Source organism: Geobacter sp. DSM 9736 (genome assembly GCF_900187405.1).
Taxonomy (GTDB): domain Bacteria; phylum Desulfobacterota; class Desulfuromonadia; order Geobacterales; family Geobacteraceae; genus DSM-9736.
On the sequence record NZ_LT896716.1, the window covers coordinates 3,396,596 to 3,421,000 of the forward strand.

Consider the following 24,405-nt stretch of genomic DNA (forward strand, 5'->3'; position numbering starts at 1 on the left):
CAGTGCTAACTTGTTTCTAATCAATCTCCTGACGTTTCTGGTGCCGCGTATTCTTATCCCGCCGTTCGCATTTGCCACGGCTCTGATTTTTTACACGGCTGCAGGAAGACAGCGTCGGGGGATCCGCGCCAACCTCCGCATTGTCACCGGCCGCAGGCAGGTGGAACTTCTGGTTGTTTCCAGTTTCTTCAAGTACGCCCGCAACTGGACGGACATCATGCTGATGATGCGGCTTTATGGGCGCCGGCTCTTCTCGCTCGTGGGGAGGGAGCAGGGGAACCTGATACTTGATGAGGTGCTTTCTGGCGGCAAGGGAGCGATTATCATATCGCCGCATCTGGGGAACTGGGAGCTGGGGGGGCTTGGGCTTGCCGACAGGGGCTACCGGCTGAATGTACTTACTTTCCGTGAGCCTGACGAAAAGGTGAACGAGCTGCGAGAGGAAGTGCGGAAGCGCCGGGGAATAGGTGTTATCTATGTCGACCGGAACGACACCTCTCCCCTGGCCATTATTGAGGCCGTAAATGCACTTCGCCGAAATGAGGTCGTGGCGCTTCTCGGTGACAGGGATGGGTCGTCGCACACCATGACGCTGCAGCTGTTCGGCCGGCCGGCACCGATTCCCGTCGGCGCTGCGTACCTGGCGCTTGCCAGTGGTGCGCCGGTTCTTCCGGTTTTCGTACCCCTGGAAGGGAGCAGATATGCAACCATCATGGAGCCGCCTATTTATTTTCATTCTCAGCATGGCAGGCATGAGGGGGCGATTCGGGAGGGGATGCAACAGGTACTGCGGGTATTCGAACGATATATAGGTCGTTATCCCGATCAGTGGTACAACTTTTTTGACTACTGGGACAATTCTGAAATAAAGGAAAAGAGATGTCAGAAGAATTTATCACGGAAGTGAAACAGCTGATCATAAATGCTCTGCGAATAGAAGGTATGTCACCTGACGAAATCGAGACCGAAGCCCCTCTTTTTGGTGAAGGCCTCGGGCTCGACTCCATCGACGCCTTGCAGCTCGTGGTAGCCATGGAAAAGGATTACGGTGTCGTAGTTGCTGATGCGGCGACAGGCACTGAAGTCTTCAGGTCAGTTCGTTCCATGGCGGAGTACATAGCGGAACACCAAAAATGAAGATCCTCTTCGTCGCGCCGGGGTGGCCACGGGGAAGACTCTGGGGGGAACTGGCGTTCCGCTTCCCGGTGCTTTCCCTCGCTGCGCTGGCGGCGGTAACACCTTCCGAATGGGAGGTGGAACTGTGCGACGAAAACAGGGAGCCTGTCGATTTTTCCGCCGATGTGGATATAGTCGCCATAACTGCCATGACGCCACAGGCTCCCCGTGCATACCAGATAGCCGACCGCTTCCGTCTCAGCGGAAAGGCTGTCGTGATGGGGGGCTTTCACGCCAGCAATCTTCCCGACGAGGCGCTTTCCCACGTGGATGCGGTAGTTGTCGGAGAGGGGGAGCTGTCATGGCCGCAGCTTCTGGCAGACTTCCAGCAGGGGCAGATGGCGCGGATATACCGTCCCGACCGGCTGATGGGGATGGAGACCCTGCCGATAGCCCGACGGGATATCTTTGCCGGAAAGGGTTATCTTCTTACCAACACTCTCCAGACTACACGCGGCTGTCCCTTCGACTGCGAATTCTGCTCCGTGACCGCCTTTTACGGCAGGAAATACAGGGAACGGCCAGTGGATTCGGTGCTCGCAGAGCTGCAGGAACTTCGCAAGAGCAACTCTTTCGCATTCTTTGTGGACGACAATCTGGTTGCTAACCGCCGTTACGCCCTCCGGCTCTTCGCCGGCATGAAGGGGATGGGTTTCAAATGGCTCTCTCATGCTCCCATCGATTTTGCCGACGACCCGGAGCTTCTGGGTGCCGCGAGCGAGGCTGGATGCGTCGGGATGTTCGTCGGATTCGAGTCCCTTGATCAGCGGCAGCTTTCCGCAATGGGCAAAGTCACAAACATAGCCGACCGTTACCTGGAAAACTCCCTTAAGTTCCGTGACAACGGTATAGGTATACTGGGTTCTTTCGTGCTTGGTTACGACGGGGATACCCCGGCAAGTTTCGAGAGCATCTTCAGGTTTTGTGAGGACGCGCGAATCGAGGCGGCTATCTTTCCCATCCTCACTCCCTATCCCGGCACTGCTGTGAGGCGGCGGCTTCAGGCGGAGGGTCGCATCATCTCGGACTCATGGGAGGATTACGATATGGAGCACGTCACCTTCAGGCCTTCCTCCATGAGCGTGGATGAACTTCAGGCAGGTCATGACTGGCTGAACAGCTCCTTCTACTCCTTCCCGTCGATGTACCGGCGGTTATTCAAGCTGCATCGTTCAGTGCAGGTCTTTGCCCCTATGAACATCGGATTCCGGGGTGCAATTCGCAAAGTCAGAAAACTTAGCGGAATGGGCGGAGCGAGACGGTGAACTGTTTCATGTTTCCGGGGCAGCCGCTGACTACCCCAGCACATCTTCCCGATGACGAACATTTCCGGGCACTGGCCGAACTGGCGAGAGAGCGGACCGGATTCGACATCCCATCCTTTTCCTGGATTGCCGAACCCGCTACCGAAAACGTGAAGCTTCAGGTGCTAGGTGTGGCTCAGAGCCTTTACCGCGCGCGCCTGCTCTGCGAACAGGGAATAATGCCCCACATCATCGCCGAACACAGTCTCGGGATCTACCCCGCTTTGGCCGTTGCCGGGTCAATTACCGAGGGTGATGCTCTTGAACTGGCCGGAAAAGCAGGAAGGCTCATGGCCGCAATGGGGGCAAGGGAGTTCGCCCTTGGCTGCATCATCGGTCTTTCCGCCGAGACTGTCCTTTCCATCGCCGAGGGAAGCGGCGTTTTCCTTGCCAACTGCAACACGTCCCGGCACTTTCTTCTCTCAGGCACCCGTGCCGCCATGAAGATGGCCGAAACTGCTGCCCGTGCCCAGGGAGCCTTTTCGGTCGCACTCTTTCAGTGTGATGCTCCTCTCCACACACCGCTTATGGCGGAGATGGAAGATCATTTTTATTCCCTCTTCAGCTGTTATGACTACAGAGAGCCGTCTGTTCCGGTCATGAACCATCTGGACAACAATTTTCTCACTGCCGCCGGAACTTCTGCATTCCTGGTACGTCAGCTGATGGAGCCTGTATACTGGGAAAGAACCTACCTGGCGCTTCGCCATGCCGGCGCCTCCTCCTTCTTTGAGACGGGCCAGGGGGAGTCCCTGAAAAAATACAATCGGTGGATCGACAGTGAGCGGGAAAAAGAGGATGCGTGAGCACGAAACTATTGAGAGCGTGCGGTTCTGTGAAGTCGATTCTTACGGAGTCGCCTGGCACGGTCACTATCTGGCCTGGATGGAGGCCGGCAGAAATTCTCTCGGCTCCCGCTTCGGATTGGGCGTTGCCGAGATGGCTGAAGCGGGATACATGGCCGTCGTCGTAGAAGCAAGCGTCAGATATTTGAGGCCTGCGCGCTTCAACGAAGAGCTGCGGGTTTTTACCACAGCCAGCCGCACGGAAGTTGCAACCCTTGTCTTCAATTCCCGTATCGTCGGCCCCGACGGTGCGTTATGCGCCACCGGCCGGACGGTTCATGCCCTTACCGACCGGCAAGGAGTGCTTCAGTACCGATTGCCGGAAGTGATTGCGGAGCGGCTTGCCTGCCTGCTGGCATGGACGGAGGGGGAATGAAGCTGCTGCTGGTTTCCGCCAACAGAGAGCAGAGCCCCTACCCGGTGTTTCCCCTTGGTCTTTCCTATCTTGCGGCACCGCTTGTCGCGGCAGGCCACACCCTGCGTGTTGCGGATGTTTGCTTTGCACAGCGGCCCGAAGAGGATGTCGCAAGCGCCCTCGATGAGTTCCAGCCGGATGCAATTTTAATCTCGATCCGGAATATCGATAACGTTACCTGGCCCGGCACCCGGTTTTATCTCGGGGGGGTGAGAGACATCGTCGCACAATGCAAAGGTAGGGGGACCGTCATTCTCGGCGGTTCCGGATTTTCACTTATGCCGCGGGAGGTTCTTGAGTACGCTGGTGGTGACTACGGCGTTGTAGGGGAAGGGGAAGAAGCGCTTGTGGAGCTGCTTCACCGCCTCGAACGAGGGGGTCCGGTAACGGGCCTTCCAGGCGTCGTGATTCCCGGAGAGGATGATTTTATTCCCCCGCGGCATCTTGAGCATTTCACCACACCCGACCGGCGGCTCTTCGAGTTGGGAAGATACCGGGACCTTGGCGGTATGGCCAATGTGCAAACGAAGCGCGGCTGCCCATTCGCCTGTGTCTACTGCACCTATCCGAAACTGGAGGGGAGCTCGCTGCGACTTCGTCCGATTTCCGACATTATCGGCGAGCTGCGCGATCTTACCGGGGTGGGGGGAATCGACTACATCTATTTCGTCGATGACATCTTCAACTATCCGATTGAGTTTGCACTGGAGCTGTGCAGGGCCATACGGAAGGAGGGTTTGTCCTTCGGCTGGTCGGCGTTCATCAATCCCGGGTTCGTCACACTGGAGCTGCTTCAGGCGATGGCAGATGCAGGGTGTGATGCGGTGGAATTAGGCACCGACTCAGGATCACCTACAATGCTTCGGAACCTCCGCAAGTCGTTCGGTGTGGACGAGATAAGGAATGCCTCCCTACTCTGCCGCAATCTTGATCTGGCTTTCGCACACTACCTCCTTTTCGGGGGCCCCGGTGAAACCGAAGCTACCATGGCCGAGAGTTTTTCATTGATGGATGAAGTCGATCCGACAGCCGTCATCGCCATGACAGGCATCCGCCTATTCCCCGGAACTCCCCTCCACGATCTTGCTGTAGCGGAAGGACTTTCCCCTTCCGCACAAAGGCTCCTGGAGCCATTTTTCTACATATCCCCCGAAGTCGCTCCGCATCTTGCCTCGCTGGTCACAGAACACGCATTGGCGCGAAGAAACTGGGTAGTCCCAGGGCTCGAGATCAACATGAGCGATTCTATGCTCCAGATGCTACGCCACTTCCCGGTGAGGGGGCCGTTGTGGAAGCTTATGAAGAGGCTCGGGCGCACCCGAGTGAAGCCACTGTCCTCGTGAAGCTCCGCTGCGCGGCTGCACAAATCTGGAAAAATTCTGTTCAGGAGGAGCCATGGACTTTGCCGATAAACGGATCGTGGTAACCGGTGGAACCAGGGGAATCGGGCGCGCCGTAACGCTACACTTCGCCAGGCTCGGAGCACACATAACGGCAGCCTACCGCGAAAACGAAGATGCTGCTCGGACCCTTGCGGAAGAGGCTGCGGGACTTCCGGGTTCAGTTTCCACCTTCAAGTCGGATGTCGCCACCGGCGAAGGGGCCGTTGCCCTCATTGACGCTGCAGCGGAGGCTACGGGGGGCATTGACATTCTCATCAACAACGCCGGGATAATCAGGGACTGCTACTTGCCGATGATGTCGGAGGAAGATTGGTGCGCCGTCCTCCACAGCAACGTTTTTCCGCTCTTTCACTGCTGCAAGTGGGGCTTGAGGAAAATGCTCTCGCGGCGCAATGGCGCTATTGTCAATATCTCCTCCATAGCCGCTTTCACCGGCACTGCCGGACAGACCAACTATGCCGCCAGCAAGGGTGCCATCGTCAGTTTCACCAAAGCGCTGGCCCGGGAAGCAGGTCCCTTCGGCATCAGGGTGAACGCGGTCGCGCCGGGACTCATAGAAACGGAAATGCTCTCCGGGATGAGCCGTGAGGCGATCGACCGTGTGACGAAGGGTTCCTCCTTGGGGCGGATCGGCCGCGCGGAGGAAGTTGCAGAAGCAGTGGCATTCCTCGCCTCCCCAAGTGCCTCGTACATTACGGGACAGTGCCTGGTGGTGGATGGGGGTATTCTTTAGCTCCAAGTTTCCTTTGCCTTCCTCGCTTCTTTACGGTTAAGATACCGGAATGTTCCATAAAAAAAGAATAGCCATTACCGGCCTCGGCGTTTTCTGTTCCGTCGGTCACGACGTCGGCTCCTTCAAAAAAGCTCTCCTTCAGGGCAATAGCGGCATAGGCGGGATAGATCTTTTCGATGTTTCCTCGTTCCCCTCTCAAATCGGTGCCCAAATCAGGGGCTATAATCCCGGCGATCACTTCGACCGGAAATCTGCGCGCCGTCTCTCCCGTGCCGATCAGTTCGGAATAATCGCGGCCGGTGAAGCAATACGTTCCAGCGCCATTCTCGGTGCGTATGATCCTTACAGCATAGGCGTGTCCCTAGGTGCCGGGGCTGCAGGGATGATCGACGGCGAGCAGTGGCTCCGGGAGCGGCTGTCGGGGAAGAAGGGGACTCCATCGCTCCTTCGCGGCATCCTTCCCGACCGGACTTCCACTGCCGTTGCATCTCATTTTGGTCTCGGCGGCTATCAGGGTAGCGTCACCACCGCGTGTTCATCGTCAGCCACAGCCGTCGGTTGGGGGGCGGATCTCATTGCTTCGGGAGAGCTGAAGGCATGCGTCTGCGGCGGCTCCGATACCCTTTCTCTGCTCACCTTCGCCGGCTTCAATTCGCTGCGTGTCGTAGATCCCGAGCCTTGCTCTCCGTTCAGCCTCGGCCGCCATGGAATCTCCCTTGGAGAGGGGGCCGCGTTCGTCGTTCTCGAAGCAGAGGATGACGCCAGGGCCCGTGGAGCTACCGTATATGGCTACATCCTCGGTTATGCCGTAGCAGGCGAGGCCTTCCACATGACCGCCCCTGAGCCGAACGGTGTTGATGCCGCCCGCGTCATGGAGCAGGCACTTCTGGCGGCGGGGGTTTCTGCAGCCGACGTCGGATGGGTCAACGCACACGGGACCGGCACTCCACTGAACGACGTGGTGGAGAGCAAGGCGATGCGGAATGTTTTCGGCGAACATGCCGCAGATGTGCCTCTCGTATCCACGAAAGCCATGACAGGCCACTGCCTCGGTGCTGCAGGTTCCATTGAGATCCTCGCGACGGCGTTAGCGCTCGGAGAAGGTATAGTTCCACAAACACTTAATTTCAGAGGTGTTGATCCGGAATGCGATCTTGACCATTGTCACGGCGGCGCCAAGCCTTCCTCGGCCCGTGTCGCGCTTTCCAATTCCTTTGCATTCGGGGGAAACATAACCTGCGTGGTCATCGGCATATGAAAGAACGGTATGATATAGTTGTTACGGGGGTCTCTGCCATAACGCCAGCGGGGATAGGCATCGGCCCCTTGCGGACTGCTCTGGTGGAACAGCGGAGCCACCTGCAGCCTGTACCACCGGATTTTGCCGGAGGGGAAGGGCACTTGTGGGGTAGAGCGGAGGGTTTTAAAGGAAGCGATTACCTGCCACCCCTCAAGGCGCGTCGTTTCGATCGGGGAAGTCTTTTTGCAATCGTTTCGGCCGGAATGGCTCTCAGGGATGCGCGGATCGATACTTCAGCCGTCAATGCGGAGCGGATAGGCATCGCCCTTGGTTGCGGCTTCGGCGGCATCGCAAATTCTGTCGAGTTTCTGAGCGGCTATTTCGATAAGGGGAGCAGCGGGCTCGTCCCGATGCTGTTTCCCAATACGGTACCCAATGCTCCGGCGAGTAATGTCTCTATCGAGCATGGTCTTAAGGGACCCAACATCACGCAGGTTCAGCGCTTTTGCTCCACCGAGTCGGCATTCCAGATGGCATGCCGCTTTCTTCGGGAAGGGCGGGCTGACGTGATGCTGGCCGGAGGGGTTGATGATTTGAATCCGTCCATCATAGACGGATTCCGATCAGCAGGCCAGCTGTGCTCCTGGGGGAACGGGTTTGGCGAGGGGTGCGGGATGCTTGTGCTGGAGAGGCTGGATTACGCCGAGAAGAGAGGCGCCCGGCCTATCGCAGCAATCGGGGGCATTAGGACCGTGGGCCGTTTATTGCCTGGGCGGGAGAAGGAAGGGCTGGAAAAGCTTTGCAGCAATAATGTCCCCGGCCTCGTATCCTTCTCCGGTACAGCCGGTCTTATGGAGGAGTTTCGCGAACGTTTCCCAGGCATACCGGCGATTGATGTCGCTCCTGTCATTGGCCGCTCCCTCGCCATGGGAGGGACATCGCTGGCGTTCTTGGCCGCATCTCTCGAGCCTGAACAGCGGGGGCTGCACCTGGCGGCATCGCCGGAAGGTCCCTATTTCGCCATTGAAACGATGGGAGTCGCCCCTGTTCGATCCTGATCCGGCCGCATATCTTCCACACCGGTTCCCCTTCCTCTTTCTCGACCGGATTACCGCCCTCGAACGGGGAAGTTCCGCCCGCGCCCTGATCGCACAATCCTGGGGTTGCGGAGGGCGCCCGATGTTCTTTTCCATAGAAGCCATGGCGCAACTCGCCGGAATTGCCGCGGCGGCTGATGGAAGAGGGGGAGGGAGCCTTGCTGCAATTGACCGGGCAGAGCTGCACGGCGACCCGGGTGACGGGGAGGTGACTGTCTCTGTGCGGGTCATCAAGTCGTTTTCACCTCTCCACCTGGTTGAGGGGGAGGTAACCGCCGGTGATCGTCTTCTTGCACGGGCGACTCTTACAATAAAGGTAGGTTCCGCCGCGTGATACGGTTCAAGAACATCATCGAAACTGCGCTTTTCCTGTCACTTCTCCTCCTTTTTCCTGCTTCAGTGCCCGCGGCAACCCAGCTACCCGCGCTGGAGGGACTGGAGCTGGTTCGCCGGGGTATGACTGGTATGAACGACTTTACAGCCGACATCACCCAGGAGAAGCAGATCGCCCTGCTCAAGAAGAAACTGGTTTCCACCGGCAGCATGAAGTTCCGGCGTCCTGACCTGTTCTTCATGGAGATGAAGCCGCCATACGCGAGCCGGATGCTCCTTCGGGACAACGTGCTGACCATGATGCTCCCGGCAGAGAATGTCCGGCAGCAAACGGTGCTTCCTCCGGAAGAGGGGCTACTGCGATGGTTCAGGCTTCTGGATAAGCCTGTTACAAAGGTTCCCGAGGGGATGGGGGTTCGCGCGGAGAAGAGCGGCAATGAGATCACGCTTGTTATGGTCCCTGCGGGGAAACGGGGAGTACGCGAGCTGAAGCTGACCATTCAGGATGATGGCCGTCCCCGGCGGCTGCTCCTTATCGAGCGGAACGGTGACCGCACCGACATACTTTTCCGGAACGTCAAACGCAATGTGGGGCTGACGGATAAAGATTTCAAGATCGATTGACACTACTGAATTGAGGGATGGGCTCATGATGTTCTCCAAGGCATACCGGAAGATCTTCTGCTCAGCAATTCTTCTGCTTCTCGCCGGTTGTGCGACTGTTCCTAAGGCTCCACAGTTTTTCCGTCCCGGCGTTCAGTTGGAAACTCTAACCGCGGCGGTCTCTGTCTCGGTGAAGACGCCGACGGGTGGTACCGGAGGTAACGGCTACCTGGCGTACCGCAAGCCGGACCGTCTTCGCCTCGTGATGCTCACGCCGTTCGGGACTACTGCCCTGGAATTCTGCACTGAAGGTGATCGGGCGACCCTGGCCATCCCTTCCAAGGATGTGGCATATGTTGGTGCCGTTGCGGACCTGCCGGAGGGGAACGGCATGCAGGTGTGGCGCCTAATGAGCTGGGCTGTTGAGGCCGACCCCCTCTATGACCCCGCATTGCCCGGAACCGTTGCGCGATCGGACGCTGGAGGAGGACGGTATCTCGCATATTACGGAGACGACGGGCTTCTTGAGCGTAAGGTGACAGAGGAAGGCGATACCGTGCATTACCGCGACTACCAGTCCATCGACGGGGCGCCTCTCCCATCGGTGATGGAGTTCAGCGACACCAGAGGAGTGCGGGTGAAGGTGACCCTCAAGGAGCCCGAGATCAACCAGCCTTTGGAGGATGCCGCCTTCTCGCCCCATCTTGAGGGGCTGTCCATAACACCGCTTTCCCAATTCAGGGGAATGTAGGCTAATCATTCTCCCTTTGCCAAATCTCTCCTTTTTGCGATAGCAAAACAGCCTCCCCCTGCGGCGCAAACTTTGGGGGGAAACCAACCTCCCAGTCTTCTCAGTCACCACTTGCCTTTGTGTTCCTTGTCAGCGCCTCTTCGCCGGAAATCATAGTGCTGGTTTTTGAGGTGCCGGTCGCCACCATCCATGGTAACTGAACGGCACATGATGGGTCAGGCATACGGTGGCGATGGGGCCTGCCGAAGTCCTCTCAGCGTCCAGAACCGCCAATGAGCTGGTGCGGGTGGTGCTGTCGTAGATTTCCGTCAGGACCCACCCCGGTTCTGCTCCTTCAGCACTGTAGCGATAGCCAGGAAGAGGAACGAAGTTGGGTTCGCAGCAGTAGACCCCGGCGGGAAACCAAAATTGCTCAACCCGGCCGCTGGTTATATCGAAACGGGTAATGCCGGACCAGAAGAACTCGCCGGGACGGCTCTCGGCGACGTAGGCGTAGCGGTAGGGAGCAAGAAGAAGCCGGTCGTTGATGCGCGGCCATTCGCAACGCCCCGCGTATGTAATTTCCTGGGAAGCCTTTCGGCGATTCAGATCTATCCGGTAGCGGCGGATCTCCCCCGGCCACCGATGCTCTCCCGGCCGGCCCTCCATGGCGGCAAAGATAAAGGGATCGCTTCCGACGATGTGGTCCGGGTTCCGGTACCCGACAAAGTCCGCCACTATCTCATTACCCCGTTCGACTGCATTGATGGAGTGCCACATGAAACGAGCCTCGGTTTCCAGAAGCAGGGGAGGAGATTCGGAATGGCGGTCGATCACCATAAGAAGCGTCCCTTTCTGCGGCTGCCACCGTAGGGAGTCGGCGAGGCTGCGACGACCGAGAAGGAACCCCCAGACGGAAATTTCCAGTGGGTGAAGGTTGATGATGGCGTGGCGACGGGTGACAAACCAGTCGTGCATGTAGACGTAGCGTGGCAGAGGAAACGAACGGTGACCTGTTAGTCTCCCATCGGAACCGAAGGCGGTCAGATGAATTTCCGGCGACGGGCCATGGCGGACGCCGAAGTGGAGCCACTCTCCCGTCGCAGGATCGAGCTTCGGGTGACCCGAGTAGGTTGTGAGATCGCGGGGCAGTCCGAAAGAGGTTTCCCCCACGGTTGCCAGCGTCTCCGGATCGATTTCGAAAGGGAGGCTAGATTCATCGAAGGCGAAGAGTTTTCCCCGCCAGAAGACGACCGATATCCCTGCCTGGCTGATAACGTCTCCCGCGCGCCAGATATTGGCGAGCCAGCCGCCTGGGGCTTGGGTGCTCCAGGTAGGGCGAGTGAAGCATCCTGCGGCTTCTTCTTCGATGAATTTCGGGGTACGGACGAAACGGTTGCGGTAGCGGACTCCCCGATCATCGAAACAAAAGGACTGTACCATGCCATCGCCGTCGATCAAGGTTCTCTTCCGGAGGCCTCCGCGGTCAAAGAGGCCGGGACCGTTGCGGTACAGGGTTCCTCGCAGTGAAGGTGGAATTCGCCCCTCTACCGAAGCCTCGTAATCAAATTCTCTTCTAAGGGACGTTGCCATACCCAGGTACGGGCGGTTGCTGTCTCCGAAGTCGGGAAAATCCTCTTTTCTCAGGGGGAGATCGCGCGCGCATCCCGGCAGCGCCAGCGAAAGGCCGGAAGCACAGCAGGCCGCCAGGAACTGCCGCCGGCTCAATGAGGCGAAAGTCATCATGGCATTAGTATAACAACGTGCGAGGCGTGTGCAGGAATGAGGGAAGAAGTAGTTGCTAATGGAGGCGGGTCAGGCCGAAGAGAAACTTGCTCGAATTGAGCGGCTCATTCGGCTCTGCCGTTCCGGCGTTGGAAATGTGATGGTAACGGTATTCAGCTGTCAGGGCGGTGCTTTTGCTGAAAAACCAGTTGATCCCTGTCCCTCCCTGATAGGAGAAGTTGAGCCGTGTCCCCTGGGTTTGCAGGCCCAGATCGTTAATTAGTATTCCCCCGCCCCAGAGGAGGTAAGGGGACAGGTTGCCGCCGGGCGAGAATTTCCAGCTTCCGAGGAGGTAGCCTCCGACCATGGTGCGGACTCGCGGGTCGAGGGTAAGGTGAACGGGAAGCTCCACAATGATTTCATGGCGACCCCTGTACCAGCCGTTTCCAACTTCTTCCGAGAGGAAATGACCGTAACGCAGAATGGCGTCGACGGTCTGGACCTGACTTCGGGTGGCGCCGAAACCACGGTGGGTGATTCCGTACCCGCCTAAAAGTGCAAGTTCCCCTGTGGCAGCCGCAAGGGTAACATTCTCACCTGCGCATGCTGGAGGCGTTGCCCCATAGAACAGCACAAAGACTATAGCCACGATGAACGCTACCATTTCTGCTTCATCTCGAACCGGAGAATTTCCGGCAGATTACGCAGGAAATGGGCAATACTGTGTGGGGACTTCCAGAGCATTTTGGCATACCCGACGTGAATGCGGTGGCGGCGGTAAAAACGCCTTATGAACTGATTATAGAGATCTTCCAACTGCGGCTTGCTCATCCCTTTGGGAATGAAGACGAAGTTCATGCAGTTCATCAGCGGCCACTCTTCGAAGAACTCTCCGTGTTCCCGGATGTCGCGGTATACAGGGGCTCCGGGGAAGGGCGTGAACTTTGTGACGTTTATTTCGTCAAGTGGGAGCTTCAGAGCGTAGTCAATAGTGCGGAGGATCGATTCTTCAGTTTCTCCCGGCAGCCCGATCATGAAGAGACCCTTCACACGCATTCCCGATTTTCTCACCAGTCGAAGTTTCGTTTGCACCTCATCAAGACCGTAAAATTTCCGGTGTTTCCTTATCACCTCCGGATCTCCAGATTCGATGCCGAAATTTACCTGCCAGCAGCCGGACCGCTTCAGAAGCTCAAGCAGCTCCGCATCTACATGTTCGAGGCGAGCGATGCAGTTGTAGGTGACCGGAAGGCGCTTTTTCTCCTTCAGTTCGCAGAATCGGGCTATCCGCTTTCTATCAAAGGTGAAAAGGTCGTCGTAGAAGAAAACGTGGCGGATTCCGAAGTCCCGGTGGAGAAAAGCCAGGTGCTCAACGATGTACTCGGGTGAATTGAATCGGAATCCCTGACTGAACACCGACCTGTCGCAGTAGCTGCAGTGGTAGGGGCATCCGCGGCTGGATATGACGCTGGTGTTTGGAGCAGTCGGGTAACTGAACAGCGGGAGGTTGTACCGGCGGGGGAAATCCGGGAGCCGGTGGTAGGCCGGAAATGGGAGATCGTCAAGGTTCCTGATGAGCTCCCGTACACTTGATGCTGTTGTGCCGTTGGTGCTGCGGCAAGCCACTCCAGGTATTTTTTCAGCTCCCGTAAAGCCGGCTGTCGACAGTTCGAGCAGTGTCAGCTCCCCTTCCCCGAGAACAAGATAATCGATGGCGGGAAACATTTCGAGCAGGGGAGGACCCACGGAGCATGCGTGGGCGCCGCCGAAAATGATGGGTAGGGAAGGCCGTTTCTCCTTCAGAAGTTCAGCGATACCGTATCCTTCGAGGAAGGAGGAGGTGGTGCAGGAGAAGGCCACAGCGTCGGGGCTGCGGCTGAGGATATCTTCTGCCAGGGCTGTGCCGGTGAGCGCGGTGCCGTAGCAGTCGATTATCTCTGTAAGTATGCCGTGGGATTCAAGATAGGCAGCGATGCTCAATATTCCCAGGGGGGGCATCAGGTTGAAGATGGTGCTGATGTCTTTGCCGCTCCCCATCCAGTTGGACCCGTGCGGATGTACGAACACTATTTTCAAACAAACCTCGTGAGATGAAGCCGGACGTGTAATTGCAGAGTTGATGATAGAAGCCGGGGTGGGAGGTGTCAACGTATTCGTGCTGCTTTGCGAGATGGCGGGCGCTACGACGGAGCGCTGGCAGGTATGGCATTAAAAAAGGCCAGCCGGTCAAAAAAAAGGGGGCTGCCGGATCGGCAGCCCCCTTGCCTTCAGGTGCTGTGTGTCAGTGTGCTCCGCCGTGCAGGAAGGCGATGATCATCAGGATCAGGAGTCCGATCCCGATGGCAAGGGCGGTGAAACCGAAGCCCTTGATGATGAAGTCATATGCGACGCCACTGGTTTTATGGGCACGGAATGTCTCGGTGATGCCCATTTCCTCGTAACGTTTCCACTGGTCGCCACGCTCCTCGATGAACTCGTGCTTCGACATCTGGCCGTTGAAGATGACGAAGTCCATCGGGAATTTTTCAGGCCGCCCGTGGGTGTTGAAGAAGTGGACGGTGAAGATGAAGCCGGTGGCAAGCAGCGCCTCGTCCGAGTGGACGATGGTGGCTACGTTGAACATCCAGCCCGGGAGGAACAGACCGAAGAACTCGGGGAACCAGAGCATCAGGCCGGAGCCGCCGATGGCGAACATACCCCAGAAGACTGCGATGAAGTCGAATTTCTCCCAGTAGGTCCAGCGTTCGAAGGTCGGCTTCGGACCTTTGAAGAGGAACCAGCGGACCATTCCGGTGACATCCTGGATGTCACGCAGGTTCGGCATGAGCGAATCGGGACCGAAGAGCCGCTGCAGGAAGTTCCCCTTCAGGTCCTTACGGATGAAGAGGAAGTGGATGCTGAGGAAGATGGCTCCCATGAAGTAGACGAAGGTGATGCCCGCACAGTAGCGGTGGATCAGACCCGCGTTCGCAGAGCCGCCAAACCAGCCCATCAGTACCTTTGCCCAGGCCTGATCGCTGAACTTGAGCGGGAGCCCGGTCATAGACAGGCCGAGGAAGCTGATGATAACGAGCAGGTGGAGGAAGATGTGGCGCCTCTGGAAGCGTCGGTACTGCTTGTGCCCGTCGGGAATCGCATGTTCGACGTGCCCTTCTTCCAGGGCGGCCTGCTTCTCACGGTTCTCGACGAAGCCGCGGAACATCCAGAGGAGTGTGTGCAGCCAGAAGACTGCGAAGGTGCCGACCAGCAGGCCTGTCATTGCGATGAATGTATAGAAGAGAATCGGGTACTTCTCACGGTTGCCGTGCTCGCCGTGGGAATAGAACTTTCCGAACAGTGGGGTTGCTTTCGGGTGACACTGACCGCAGGTGTTCACGAGATTGTTCGGATTAACGCTCGAATTCGGATCTTTTGAGGGGAGTACCGAGTGGGCAGTGTGACAGTCGGCACAGCCTGCAACCTTTTCCGGGAATCCGAGACGGTAGTTCTTGCCGTGGTAGCTGTCCATGTAGGTCTTCACGGCGACATTGAAGACGTTGTTGCGAGCCATCATCTTCTCGTCGCTATGGCACTTCATGCAGACCTTGGTGTGGAATTCCCGTACCTCATGAGATTTTCCGTCACCTATCGGCTTTATTTCATGGAGGTTATGGCAGTCGTGGCAGGCGGCGGAGTCCTGATTGCCGGCGGCGACTGCTTTGCCGTGAACGGAGTTGCGATAGACGGCGGCCTTGTCGTGACACTGGATGCACTTCGCAACTGCAATCCGTTTCTCCTTTTTCCAATACCGGTGGGTGTGGATGTCGGTGTGGCAGTCAGCGCACATTACTTCTTTCTGTACGTGAACGCTGTCGTAATGCTCTGCATTTTCCTTCTTGTGGCAACGCTCGCAGTGAACCTTGCCGACCTTTACTTCGCCCCGCATGTGTCTGGCGAGGTCGGTGATCTCCACGTGGCAGCTCGTACAGGCATTCTTGCCATGTACCGAAGCGGCAAAGGCGGCGGCCGAGATCTTGTTGCTGTGGCAGCCGAGACAGGTGGCCGGATCGATGGCCATTCCCTGCTCTGCTGCCACAGGGGCTGCAAGCCCCAGGGCCAGGATCAGCGCGGGGAAGAGGCGGTAGATGGTGTACAGCATACAACTCCTCCTATGTTAGATTTCTGTGTGAAAAAGACGTTCTACTGCCGAAGCAAAGGACGCTCTGTAAACTCATATTATTAATTAAAACATGGCAATGATCGGAGAATAGGGCAGAGTGATCGCAGCGAGAAGCAGAACAAGGTTTTAAAAAATTGCCTGATATATAAACAGAAAAATCCGCGACATACTAATACCGGAACCAATAAAATGCAACACAAAATGTATACTTTTTCAATACACTTGGCTGCTTAAGCCTCATGAGAAAAGGGTAGTTTTAGGAGGAGGCAGTGAAATTTCAGGTGAGGATGATGATGCCTTCTGCTGCCGCGAATTCCAGAAACTCCGCAGCCTCGGCTTTGCCCAGACCGGCTTCGTCGATCAGATTCGCCGCAGGAGTGGTGCCGTTCAGGAGCCGAAGCAGAGTGAAGTAACCATCGTCCAGCGATTCTGTGAATACTTCACCTGCACGGGGGTAGATGGCGGCGCAGGAGCCGAGGGGGGAAAAGCAGTCGGCAAACTCTTCGAGGGCTATGTCCCCTGCTTCGAGCAGGTCGAAAATCTCGAAGTGGAACCGTGCCAGGCGGGTTGAGGGTGCCAGCGCCAAAGGGTGCCGGAGAAGGTCGGTATGCTCCAGCTGCCGGTCGGTCGGAAGCTCGGGGGGGGGAGCCAGCAGGGCTTCGGCATAGTGGTAGTGGTAGTCGATAAGGTCGAGAGCCACAGGTAGAAGGCGGTCGATTCCCGATTCATGATATGACCAGCTGATGAACTCCCGTTGCCCTATCCATATCTGCTGATCGTCAAGGTCGGCCTCCGTAACCTCCTTTCCCTCTCCAGTCGCCCGGTAAAAGTCCCGGAGGAAGGCGGAGGGTGAGCGGCCGAGCGGAGCGAGGACCGAAGCGAACCATGCGACGGCACGGCCGCGGCTGTAGAAGATGTCGCATGCCTTTGCCAGGGCAGCCGCTTCGCTCATTGCTTCAGTCGGGAAGGTTGCCGATTTTTCGAGTATGTATGGTGGACAGTCCGGGTACTCCATTCCGAATCGCTGTGAGTTGCGGGCCAGCTCTGTTCCGGGAAGCACGGCGAGCGGAAATATGTCGAGGTGGTTCGGTCGGAGCCACAGGGCGTAGTCAAGGCTTTTCTCGAATCCTTCCAGGGTGTCTCCGGGAAGCCCGTAGATGAGGTCGAACCCGAAGATTGCTCCCGCTTCATTCAGAAGCCTTACCTTTTCGGTGAACAAGTCCCGGTTGAAGGTACGGTGTACGAGGCGATGAACCTGTGGATCGGCGCTCTGCAGCCCGATCTGGAGAGAACAGGTTATGCCTGCGAACAGCCGGGCCATCTCCGCGTCAAGAAGCTCGCTTCGCACCTCGAAGTGGAAGTGAATGTGGGGGGCCGTCGCCGAGATAAGTTGCAGGATCTCTTTTGCCCTATTCACATCCGTATTGAAGGTGGAATCCAGTACGAATACCTGTGAAACCCGTTTTTCCACGAAAAGACGGAGTTCGGCCGCTACGCGCTCAAGAGGAAAGCGGCGTGCACCCTTTTTCCCCCGATGGTCGAAGCAGAAATCGCAGCTGAAATCGCATCCACGTGAAAGCTGCCAGAGAACTCCCCGGTACTTATCCACATCCAGAGCGCCAGTGAGGAAGGGGGAGGGGAGCGTGTCGAGAAGAGCCGGATCTGCAGTTTCGCCTGTCACTGCAGTGCCATCTTTCCCGCATGCTATCCCTTTTATCCCGGCAGGAGATGAGCCCGCCCGGAGCCTCGCCATCGATGCAACGAAAGGAACTTCGCCTTCTCCGCAAATAACGAAATCCAGGGGGGCTTCGGCAAGGAGCCTCTCGGAGTCTGTCGTCGCTTCGGGGCCTCCTGCGAAGAGCACGATCTCCGGCCGTGTCCGGCGAAGCATTTTGATGAGCTTTACAGAGAGGCTGCGGTTCCAGGAATAGAGAGAGAAACCTACAGCGTCAGGGGCCTCATCCAGGATCTGAGCCATGCACGCATCCGGCTGATCGGTAATGAAGAATTCCTGCAGATGGACGGAGACGCTTTCTGTCAGTTCCTGGTCAGCCATTAGCGCTGCCTTCAGAAAAGCGCCGGCAAGCGGGACTGCTTGAGGGGAGGGTGCGGCATGGATGGAGATGAGGAGAACCTTCACGGGAATCCTTTCATGCCGTGGCGGTGGGGAAGGGAGCATTTCGGGCTACTTCAACGGGCGAACTTTGATTCTGGGAGTGCCCCCTTCGATGACAACCTTGTACTCGACTTTGTCGCACTGATACTTCTTCATGATCTCAGGTTTCTGCTGGGCCACGAGTGTGTCGATGAGCGCCGGGGTGATGTTGTTCACCGGCAGGTTGCACGCCTGACGTGCTTCGATGTACTGCCGGTAAAGGTTATCCGTCTCGGAGGCCGGAGTGGCCTTCTCATCCAGGGCGGCCGCAGGTTTGACGACCCTGTCGGGAGCATGGTGCATTTCCATCTTGAACCGGTCCCGGGAGTATCTTCCTTCCTCTATAAGCGTGTTGATCCGGTTCCAGTACTGCTTGTAGCTGTTGAATCGGGCCGAAATGGAAGTGAACTTGAACTTGAGCATCGTGTTGACGATGGGGGTGCCGGAGTAGCGGCGGACGTAGCGTTCCACCTTTTCCAGCAGCTTGAGGGGTGCACGTTTCTCTATGCCGAGGAAGTACTGCTCGTACCTGATGATCAGCTCATTGAGATCCTTTTCGAACAGTATGATATCTTCTGCAAGTCCCATGCGCGCTCCGGGCAAAACTATAGCAAAAATAGCAGGGTCCAGTAAAGGTTAAAACATGGAATTGCGCTGGCTTAGCGGCGGCTAAACACCTTGACGCTAAGGCCATGTTCCGTTACAGTAGACGGGTTTTGGCGGGCGCAGGTGGTATGATGCGCCTTCAGATTCTGTACAGGAGGATGTATGGCCAATGTTATCGCCATAATTCTGGCTGCCGGCAAGGGTACCAGGATGAAGTCGGACCTCGTGAAGGTGATGCATCCCGTTGGCGGACAACCGATGATTTGCTGGCCGGTCGAAGTGGCGCGTGAGGCGGGGGCGGAAAAGGTTGTCCTGGTCACCGGTCACCAATCCGAAACAGTCAGGGAATTCTTCGCCAATGCTCCCGATATAGTCTTTGCTTTGCAGGAAGAGCAGCTTGGAACCGGACACGCGGTGGCATGCGCCCGTGAGGCCTGTGCCGGATTCGGCGGAACTGTGGTCATTCTTAGCGGTGACGTGCCGCTTCTCAGGGCTGAGACTGTGCAGGCGATGGTCGCCCATCACGAAGAACGCGCAGCAGCGGTTACCGTTCTCACGACACAGGTATGCGATCCCTTTGGATACGGAAGAATTGTGAAGCGGGAGGGTGGAAGAATCCTGCGTATAGTCGAAGAAAAGGATGCAACGGAAGAAGAGAGGGGAATAACCGAAATAAACGCCGGAATCTACTGTGTGAACGCAGCTTTTCTCTTCGACGCTGTGACGCGGCTCGACAACCGGAACCGTCAGGGGGAATACTACCTTACCGATATCGTAAAGGCTGCTTCGGAGCAAAACGAGCTGTGCGTCTCTTTTTCAGTCTCCGACGCCGATGAAGTCATGGGTGTGAACGACCGTGTGCAACTCGCGCAGGCTGCGTCGGTCGTGCGTGGGAGGATCAACCGCGACCTTATGCTGTCGGGGATAACCATAGTCGACCCAGCGACTGCGTACATAGAGAAACAGGTTTCGATAGGGCGCGATACTACCATTCACCCGAACGTCCATATTTCCGGCAATACCATCATCGGCGCAGGGTGCGTCATAGAGCCGGGAGCCGTGATAAGAGCCTGCACCATCGGTAAGGGCGTGACGGTAAAGACGGGTACGGTCATGACGGACTCTGTACTACATGATGAGGTGTCGGTAGGCCCGATGGCGCATCTGCGCCCTGGAACCGTCCTGCATTCCCATGTCAAAATCGGGAACTTCGTCGAAACGAAGAAAATCGAGATGGGGGAGGGTTCCAAAGCCTCCCACCTTACCTATCTGGGCGATGCGACTATCGGCAGTGACGTCAATGTCGGGTGCGGCACCATTACCTGCAACTACGACGGCGTAAGGAAACACCGGACGGTCATAGGGGACGGGGTCTTCGTGGGAAGCGACGTTCAGTTCGTAGCACCGGTGACGATCGGTTGCAATTCGCTAATAGCAGCGGGCACGACGGTCACCAAGGATGTACCCCCCGATTCACTCGCCATTGCCCGGTCTCCCCAGGTGAACAAAGAAGGATGGAAACTGAAAAAGAAGTAAATCGACCTGTGCCCTCGCTTGACGGTCTTGAGGAGCCAAAGGAAAATCTATGTGCGGAATAGTCGGATATACGGGGCGGCAGCAGGCTTCCCCGATCATTCTCGAAGGATTGAAGAAGCTTGAGTACCGGGGATACGATTCCGCCGGAATCTGCACCTTCACCGACAATCAAGCCGTCATCTGCCGAAGCGAAGGGAAGCTTGTGAACCTGGAGCGGCTGATGACGAGCCAGCCCCTCAAAGGTGAAATCGGTATCGGCCACACCCGATGGGCCACCCACGGACGTCCTTCCGAGATAAACGCCCATCCGCACCAGGCTGGGTCGATCATCGTCGTGCACAACGGAATCATCGAAAACTATCTCCAGCTCAAGGAGCAACTGAGGCAGAAAGGGCGCGAATTCAAAAGCGAGACCGATACCGAGGTGATCTCGCATCTGGTCGACCTCCGATTTTCAGAAACGGGAGACTTTGAACAGTCCGTACGCCGTGCACTCCAGGAGCTGCGGGGGGCGTATGCGGTCTGCATACTGTGTGAGCAGGAGCCCGATACCCTCATCGCCGCGAAACAGGGCTCTCCCATGGTGGTCGGGCTTGGTGAGGGGGAATATTTCATTGCTTCTGATATTCCGGCGATCCTTGCACATACCCGCAACATGGTCTTCATGGAGGATGGAGAGATGGCCGTCTTCCGCTCCGGAGAAGCCCGGTTCTCTACCGTAGCCGGAGAGCCCCTCGACAAGAAGTCTCGACGCATCGATTGGTCTCCTCTTATGGCTGAAAAAGGGGGATACAAGCACTTCATGCTCAAGGAGATATTCGAGCAGCCCCGGGCCGTGCGTGACACGATAGCCGGACGTCTCGTCGAGGAGGAGGGAACGGTATATCTGGAGGACCTGAAGCTCTCTGACGAAGAATTCGCAGCAATCCGCCGGATCATCATCATTGCATGCGGCACTTCGTGGCATGCGGCACTAGTGGGCAAATTTCTCATCGAAGAGCACTGCCGTCTTCCGGTGGAGGTGGATATAGCCTCCGAATTCCGCTACCGGAACCCGGTGGTGGACGACACTACCCTCATAATGCTCATCTCCCAATCTGGGGAAACAGCCGACACGCTGGCTGCCATGCGGGAGGCTAAGGCTCGTGGGGCTCGCAACGTTGCGATCTGCAATGTGGTGGATTCGTCAATTGCCCGAGAGGCCGACGGAGTCATCTACACTCATGCCGGTCCGGAAATAGGAGTCGCCTCAACAAAAGCGTTTGTCACGCAACTCGTTGCTCTTTACCTGTTCGTCATACGTCTGGGGAGAGGGATCGGCAGGATCGACAGGGAGAAAGGGCGAGGGATGATCGCATCCCTGGTCAAGGTGCCGGGGCTACTGGAGAAGGCGCTGGAGCTGAACGGACAGGTGGAAAAAGTTGCTCGCACGTACATGAATGCCCGTGATTTCCTCTATCTCGGTCGTGGTATCAACTATCCCATCGCTCTGGAAGGGGCACTGAAGCTCAAGGAGATCTCGTACATCCACGCCGAGGGGTATCCGGCAGGAGAGATGAAGCATGGTCCCATAGCGCTCATCGATGAGCAGATGCCGGTGGTGATCCTTGCTCCGCGGAACCCGCACTACGAGAAGGTGGTTTCCAACATGGAGGAGGTCATAGCCCGTAGCGGTCGGGTCATAGCCGTCTCTTCGGAGGGGGATAATGAAATCGCCGCCAAGGCGGAGGTGGCGCTGCAGGTCCCATTGGACGGAGAAGACCTCGCCCCTATCATCCTCTCGGTGCCGCTACAACTGCTTGCATACCATGTGGCGGTTCTGAAGGGAACTGACGTGGACCAGCCGAGGAACCTGGCCAAGTCGGTGACCGTGGAGTAGCATTGTGTGCAACAGCGTGCAACAACAACAGCAGCAAAAGTAGATACAGCAGTTGGCGGGGTCATCATGGTTTTGATAACCCCGTTCTTTTTAGTTCATCACTTGCTCTTCCATTACTTCTCAGCATCTCTGGGCACATCGATGAAGCCATGCCGCTACACTTCTATGCTGCAAGGTCAGACTCTGTACGTGTGCCAGCCGGCTTGAATTCGACAGCGGTATCGTACGGTGTTGAAGGAGAGGTCATGGTAAGTAGCTTGGCGTAGCTCTCTTTCATCAGATGTTTGGCAGCGAACAGCGCAACGGGGTTGAATTTGAAGAATGCCGGTTTGCTCAGTATCTTGCATCCGCGCAGGATTTTTGATGCATCCAGTGAAGGTTTACCCGAGGGAAACCCTTTGAAGACATATTTCGCATCAGAAGACGCTGCAGCTTCACGAAGCGCGTGAAGCATTACATCCGTGACCTGCAGTTGCTGGCTCGCCGTGTCGGAGAAGAAGATGTCGTCGATCACTACATCTTCCACACGGTAAGATACATCGATGGCTGAAAGCTTGCCGGCATGGTAAGCGCCCAGAACGACTATGTGAGGGAAGCTGAACAGTGTATGGGACCAGGCGGTAAAATGCTGGATACGCAGACGTTCCTTTTTGTACTGGTAGTTTGTTCTCGAATAGAATGAAAGATAAATCTCGTAGGCCTCAGCTATGAATTCCTCCAGATCGAGGATGCGTCTGACGGTGAAGTGTTTCATGCCTTTCCTGGTCCTGCGCCGATGAGTTTCTCCCAGGCTTTGCAAGGAATACCCCTGCGGGTCCTCATACACGAACAGATTAATCGAGGTGTTTGCTGAAAACGAGGGGGACACGGCGTGAAGAACTCCTCCCAGCAGTGATTTTTTGGGATAGCGTAAACCTGCATTGTCTATCTCTGTGAAAGGGAATAGGGGCCGGAAAAAGAATGGCCGGACTTCCGCCCACCAAGTTCCCCCTATCTGTTGCACCTTCATTCCATTTGCGCGATTGAACGCGGCCAGCTGGTCGAGCGTCATCTTGTGCGAGTACATAAAATCCTCCTTTGCATGACATGAAATATGATCAGAAGGAACGAAAGCCGGCAATTAATTAGCGCAGATTAATTTTGCGCCTATTGTAGCGTAGATTTTCCGGCTGACAAGAAAAAAAGGAGGCAATTCTTGGAATTGAGGCCGGTTCTGTGATAGACAACCATAAGTGACGGATCATGAATATTTGCGAACCTCTTGGACGGGATGTTGAGTGTCTGTTCGACAAGCCGCATCGAGTAGATATAATCAAAATCTGAACTCGCACCGGTACCGAGAATCGGATTCGGGGAGGGAATATGGACAGGAAGATCTACCTGAGCATACTGGCTGCCTTGGCCACTGCAGCCATAATATGGCTTCTTTTTCTGCTGATAGCTCCTTTCGCGATGCCATTCGTCTGGGCACTGGTGGTCGGCCTCGCTACATATCCATATTACGAACGCATCGAAGGTCGTTTTCGAGGCCATCCCGACCGCGCGGCAAGTCTGATGGTCGGTCTTGTCACGCTGGGCGTCATTCTTCCCGCCGCGATTCTCATTTTCATGATAGCCCAGAATGCTGCGGTCTGGTATTACGAGAGCGCCGAACTCTTTCGCTCCCTGAGCACTTCGGGGACGAGCGTTCTCAATAGGGTCCCCTTCGGAGACAGGATACTTTCGCTGGTAGAAGGAACCGGATTCGACATCACCGAGCACGCAGCACAGATTGCCGGAACGGCTTCCCAGTTCCTTCTGAATATGGCGAGCAGCACGGTCAGGAACGTTGCTCAGTTCATGCTGACCCTCGCCATGTCTATCTTTATCCTCTACTTCATATATCGGGACGGAGCGAGGGTTGTAGATGCCGGGGTCCGGCGCTTTGCCGACGATCCCGGAACGATCAGGCACTACCTTACCAAGATCCGGTCCACAACCACGGCAGTTGTGGTCGGTACTATACTGACCTGCCTCGTTCAGGGTGCATTGGCCGGGGTCGGGTACTTTTTCGCCGGAGTTCCCGCGCCGGTCCTCTTCGGCCTGCTTACCGCCATAGGCGCTCTTGTTCCCGTCGTGGGCACCGCACTCGTGTGGGTTCCCCTCGTGGCATACCTTGCCCTCACCGGAGCGTACCTTAACGCAGGCCTCCTCGCCGGTTGGTGCGCCATCTTCGTTGGTATTTCGGATAATGCAATCAGGCCACTGACCATCGGAGCCAGAAGTAACATCCCGACACTGGCAGTCGTGCTCGGTGCCGTGGGGGGTGCTGCGACCATGGGGCTTCTCGGGCTGATTGTCGGTCCCATAGTTTTCGCCATCATGGCAACACTCTGGAGGGACGCCACCGCTGAAGGAGGGCGTCACCGCAATGAGCACCGAAGCGAATCAGTCCCTCCTGAAAATCCGGATACCACTAACTTTTAA

Annotated in this window: 22 protein-coding genes; 15 read left to right on the plus strand and 7 right to left on the minus strand. The window is 56.7% G+C overall.

The genetic code is table 11. From position 1 onward, the window contains the following. Positions 1-10 precede the first annotated feature (10 nt). Genes CFB04_RS15315 through CFB04_RS15370 form a run of 12 tightly spaced genes read left to right on the plus strand, consistent with a single transcriptional unit; the run spans position 11 to position 9,900 of the window. Positions 11-907, plus strand: a complete 897-nt coding sequence (locus CFB04_RS15315) for a lysophospholipid acyltransferase family protein (protein ID WP_231934223.1) — start codon at positions 11-13, stop codon at positions 905-907. Next, entirely contained in the window at positions 880-1,137 is a 258-nt protein-coding gene (locus tag CFB04_RS15320; protein WP_088536198.1) for a phosphopantetheine-binding protein, read from the plus strand. Before CFB04_RS15315 ends, CFB04_RS15320 begins: the two co-directional genes overlap by 28 nt. Beyond that, entirely contained in the window at positions 1,134-2,441 is a 1,308-nt protein-coding gene (locus CFB04_RS15325) for a radical SAM protein (protein ID WP_088536199.1), read from the plus strand. Before CFB04_RS15320 ends, CFB04_RS15325 begins: the two co-directional genes overlap by 4 nt. Continuing rightward, the gene (locus CFB04_RS15330) at positions 2,438-3,286 is read left to right on the plus strand and encodes an ACP S-malonyltransferase (RefSeq protein ID WP_088536200.1); all 849 of its coding nucleotides are present in this window, start codon (positions 2,438-2,440) and stop codon (positions 3,284-3,286) included. The genes CFB04_RS15325 and CFB04_RS15330 overlap by 4 nt, the downstream gene beginning before the upstream one ends. Continuing rightward, a complete protein-coding gene (locus CFB04_RS15335; RefSeq protein ID WP_088536201.1) occupies positions 3,279-3,701 on the plus strand; it encodes a thioesterase family protein in 423 nt (140 codons plus the stop codon). Before CFB04_RS15330 ends, CFB04_RS15335 begins: the two co-directional genes overlap by 8 nt. After that, entirely contained in the window at positions 3,698-5,083 is a 1,386-nt protein-coding gene (locus CFB04_RS15340; RefSeq protein WP_088536202.1) for a lipid biosynthesis B12-binding/radical SAM protein, read from the plus strand. The genes CFB04_RS15335 and CFB04_RS15340 overlap by 4 nt, the downstream gene beginning before the upstream one ends. A 52-nt stretch (positions 5,084-5,135) precedes the next feature. After that, positions 5,136-5,876, plus strand: coding sequence for an SDR family NAD(P)-dependent oxidoreductase (locus CFB04_RS15345; protein WP_088536203.1), 741 nt, complete (start codon positions 5,136-5,138; stop codon positions 5,874-5,876). 49 nt (positions 5,877-5,925) lie between these two features. Further along, the gene (locus tag CFB04_RS15350; RefSeq protein ID WP_088536204.1) at positions 5,926-7,134 is read left to right on the plus strand and encodes a beta-ketoacyl-[acyl-carrier-protein] synthase family protein; all 1,209 of its coding nucleotides are present in this window, start codon (positions 5,926-5,928) and stop codon (positions 7,132-7,134) included. Further along, positions 7,131-8,174, plus strand: coding sequence for a beta-ketoacyl synthase N-terminal-like domain-containing protein (locus CFB04_RS15355; protein ID WP_088536205.1), 1,044 nt, complete (start codon positions 7,131-7,133; stop codon positions 8,172-8,174). The genes CFB04_RS15350 and CFB04_RS15355 overlap by 4 nt, the downstream gene beginning before the upstream one ends. Beyond that, a complete protein-coding gene (locus tag CFB04_RS15360; RefSeq protein WP_231934225.1) occupies positions 8,140-8,547 on the plus strand; it encodes a hydroxymyristoyl-ACP dehydratase in 408 nt (135 codons plus the stop codon). Before CFB04_RS15355 ends, CFB04_RS15360 begins: the two co-directional genes overlap by 35 nt. Next, positions 8,544-9,170, plus strand: coding sequence for an outer membrane lipoprotein carrier protein LolA (locus CFB04_RS15365; RefSeq protein ID WP_231934227.1), 627 nt, complete (start codon positions 8,544-8,546; stop codon positions 9,168-9,170). The genes CFB04_RS15360 and CFB04_RS15365 overlap by 4 nt, the downstream gene beginning before the upstream one ends. A 25-nt stretch (positions 9,171-9,195) precedes the next feature. Further along, positions 9,196-9,900, plus strand: a complete 705-nt coding sequence (locus CFB04_RS15370) for an outer membrane lipoprotein LolB (protein ID WP_231934229.1) — start codon at positions 9,196-9,198, stop codon at positions 9,898-9,900. A 150-nt stretch (positions 9,901-10,050) separates the two neighbouring features. Here CFB04_RS15370 and CFB04_RS15375 read toward each other — a convergent pair whose 3' ends face one another. From CFB04_RS15375 to CFB04_RS15400, 6 genes are all read right to left on the minus strand, one after another. Beyond that, the gene (locus CFB04_RS15375) at positions 10,051-11,625 is read right to left on the minus strand and encodes a carotenoid oxygenase family protein (protein WP_231934231.1); all 1,575 of its coding nucleotides are present in this window, start codon (positions 11,623-11,625) and stop codon (positions 10,051-10,053) included. Between the two features lie 55 nt (positions 11,626-11,680). Further along, positions 11,681-12,268 carry an acyloxyacyl hydrolase gene (locus tag CFB04_RS15380; RefSeq protein WP_088536207.1) on the minus strand — a complete coding sequence of 196 codons (588 nt, stop codon included), beginning with the start codon at positions 12,266-12,268 and terminating at the stop codon, positions 11,681-11,683. Further along, positions 12,262-13,671 (minus strand): radical SAM protein, encoded by a 1,410-nt coding sequence (locus tag CFB04_RS15385; protein ID WP_304441172.1) that lies wholly within the window; start codon positions 13,669-13,671, stop codon positions 12,262-12,264. Before CFB04_RS15385 ends, CFB04_RS15380 begins: the two co-directional genes overlap by 7 nt. A gap of 214 nt (positions 13,672-13,885) precedes the next feature. Then, positions 13,886-15,742: a cytochrome c3 family protein gene (locus CFB04_RS15390; protein ID WP_088536209.1), complete on the minus strand. Its 1,857-nt coding sequence runs from the start codon at positions 15,740-15,742 to the stop codon at positions 13,886-13,888. A gap of 298 nt (positions 15,743-16,040) precedes the next feature. Further along, a complete protein-coding gene (locus CFB04_RS15395; protein ID WP_088536210.1) occupies positions 16,041-17,903 on the minus strand; it encodes a radical SAM protein in 1,863 nt (620 codons plus the stop codon). Positions 17,904-17,948: 45 nt separating this feature from the next. After that, complete coding sequence (locus CFB04_RS15400; RefSeq protein ID WP_088536211.1) at positions 17,949-18,506, minus strand: MXAN_5187 C-terminal domain-containing protein; 558 nt, start codon at positions 18,504-18,506, stop codon at positions 17,949-17,951. A 180-nt stretch (positions 18,507-18,686) separates the two neighbouring features. Between CFB04_RS15400 and glmU the strand changes: the two genes are divergently transcribed. Together glmU and glmS are read left to right on the plus strand one after the other, a co-directional pair. Continuing rightward, a complete protein-coding gene (gene glmU, locus CFB04_RS15405) occupies positions 18,687-20,060 on the plus strand; it encodes a bifunctional UDP-N-acetylglucosamine diphosphorylase/glucosamine-1-phosphate N-acetyltransferase GlmU (RefSeq protein ID WP_088536212.1) in 1,374 nt (457 codons plus the stop codon). Positions 20,061-20,109: 49 nt separating this feature from the next. Continuing rightward, complete coding sequence (gene glmS / locus CFB04_RS15410) at positions 20,110-21,939, plus strand: glutamine--fructose-6-phosphate transaminase (isomerizing) (protein ID WP_088536213.1); 1,830 nt, start codon at positions 20,110-20,112, stop codon at positions 21,937-21,939. 163 nt (positions 21,940-22,102) lie between these two features. Here glmS and CFB04_RS15415 read toward each other — a convergent pair whose 3' ends face one another. Further along, a complete protein-coding gene (locus CFB04_RS15415) occupies positions 22,103-23,005 on the minus strand; it encodes a hypothetical protein (RefSeq protein ID WP_088536214.1) in 903 nt (300 codons plus the stop codon). Between the two features lie 296 nt (positions 23,006-23,301). On the opposite strand from CFB04_RS15415, the gene CFB04_RS15420 reads away from it, so the two are divergent. Beyond that, positions 23,302-24,405: an AI-2E family transporter gene (locus tag CFB04_RS15420; protein ID WP_088536215.1), complete on the plus strand. Its 1,104-nt coding sequence runs from the start codon at positions 23,302-23,304 to the stop codon at positions 24,403-24,405.

Excerpts from the sequence above, each read along its gene's own strand:
- CFB04_RS15320 (WP_088536198.1), top strand. The coding sequence starts at position 880 with ATGTCAGAAGAATTTATCACGGAAGTGAAACAGCTGATCATAAATGCT.
- CFB04_RS15325 (WP_088536199.1), top strand. The coding sequence starts at position 1,134 with ATGAAGATCCTCTTCGTCGCGCCGGGGTGGCCACGGGGAAGACTCTGG.
- CFB04_RS15335 (WP_088536201.1), top strand. The coding sequence starts at position 3,279 with ATGCGTGAGCACGAAACTATTGAGAGCGTGCGGTTCTGTGAAGTCGAT.
- CFB04_RS15340 (WP_088536202.1), top strand. The coding sequence starts at position 3,698 with ATGAAGCTGCTGCTGGTTTCCGCCAACAGAGAGCAGAGCCCCTACCCG.
- CFB04_RS15345 (WP_088536203.1), top strand. The coding sequence starts at position 5,136 with ATGGACTTTGCCGATAAACGGATCGTGGTAACCGGTGGAACCAGGGGA.
- CFB04_RS15350 (WP_088536204.1), top strand. The coding sequence starts at position 5,926 with ATGTTCCATAAAAAAAGAATAGCCATTACCGGCCTCGGCGTTTTCTGT.
- CFB04_RS15355 (WP_088536205.1), top strand. The coding sequence starts at position 7,131 with ATGAAAGAACGGTATGATATAGTTGTTACGGGGGTCTCTGCCATAACG.
- CFB04_RS15370 (WP_231934229.1), top strand. The coding sequence starts at position 9,196 with ATGATGTTCTCCAAGGCATACCGGAAGATCTTCTGCTCAGCAATTCTT.
- CFB04_RS15375 (WP_231934231.1), bottom strand. The coding sequence starts at position 11,625 with ATGATGACTTTCGCCTCATTGAGCCGGCGGCAGTTCCTGGCGGCCTGC.
- CFB04_RS15380 (WP_088536207.1), bottom strand. The coding sequence starts at position 12,268 with ATGGTAGCGTTCATCGTGGCTATAGTCTTTGTGCTGTTCTATGGGGCA.
- CFB04_RS15390 (WP_088536209.1), bottom strand. The coding sequence starts at position 15,742 with ATGCTGTACACCATCTACCGCCTCTTCCCCGCGCTGATCCTGGCCCTG.
- CFB04_RS15400 (WP_088536211.1), bottom strand. The coding sequence starts at position 18,506 with ATGGGACTTGCAGAAGATATCATACTGTTCGAAAAGGATCTCAATGAG.
- glmU (WP_088536212.1), top strand. The coding sequence starts at position 18,687 with ATGGCCAATGTTATCGCCATAATTCTGGCTGCCGGCAAGGGTACCAGG.
- glmS (WP_088536213.1), top strand. The coding sequence starts at position 20,110 with ATGTGCGGAATAGTCGGATATACGGGGCGGCAGCAGGCTTCCCCGATC.
- CFB04_RS15415 (WP_088536214.1), bottom strand. The coding sequence starts at position 23,005 with ATGTACTCGCACAAGATGACGCTCGACCAGCTGGCCGCGTTCAATCGC.
- CFB04_RS15420 (WP_088536215.1), top strand. The coding sequence starts at position 23,302 with ATGGACAGGAAGATCTACCTGAGCATACTGGCTGCCTTGGCCACTGCA.